This window comes from Flavobacterium sp. UMI-01 (assembly GCF_019656315.1).
In the GTDB taxonomy this organism is placed as follows: domain Bacteria; phylum Bacteroidota; class Bacteroidia; order Flavobacteriales; family Flavobacteriaceae; genus Flavobacterium.
In genome coordinates this window covers 1-207 of record NZ_BPLU01000059.1, presented here as the reverse complement: position 1 = coordinate 207, position 207 = coordinate 1, and the positions used below count along the sequence as shown (strand labels likewise).

General features: G+C 42.5%; 1 protein-coding gene. It reads left to right on the top strand.

Features of this window, described 5'->3' with window-relative positions; all coding sequences use genetic code 11:
- A partial coding sequence (locus K5R64_RS13605) for a hypothetical protein (RefSeq protein ID WP_374758135.1) occupies window positions 1–207 on the top strand: 207 nt, incomplete at both ends.

The following is a 207-nucleotide window of genomic DNA, read 5'->3' as shown; positions in this document are numbered from 1 at the left end:
TAACTAATGTAACTGTAACAGACAACAACGCTGTGGTTAGTGGTGGACCTATTGCCTCGCTTGCTGTAGGTGCTACTGACACTACAACATTCACGGCGGTTCACACCATAACTCAAGCGGATATCAATGCAGGTATTGTTTACAACTTGGCTACAGCTAACGCTAAAGATCCTAAAAACAATAACATTATTGCTACCTCTACTGACC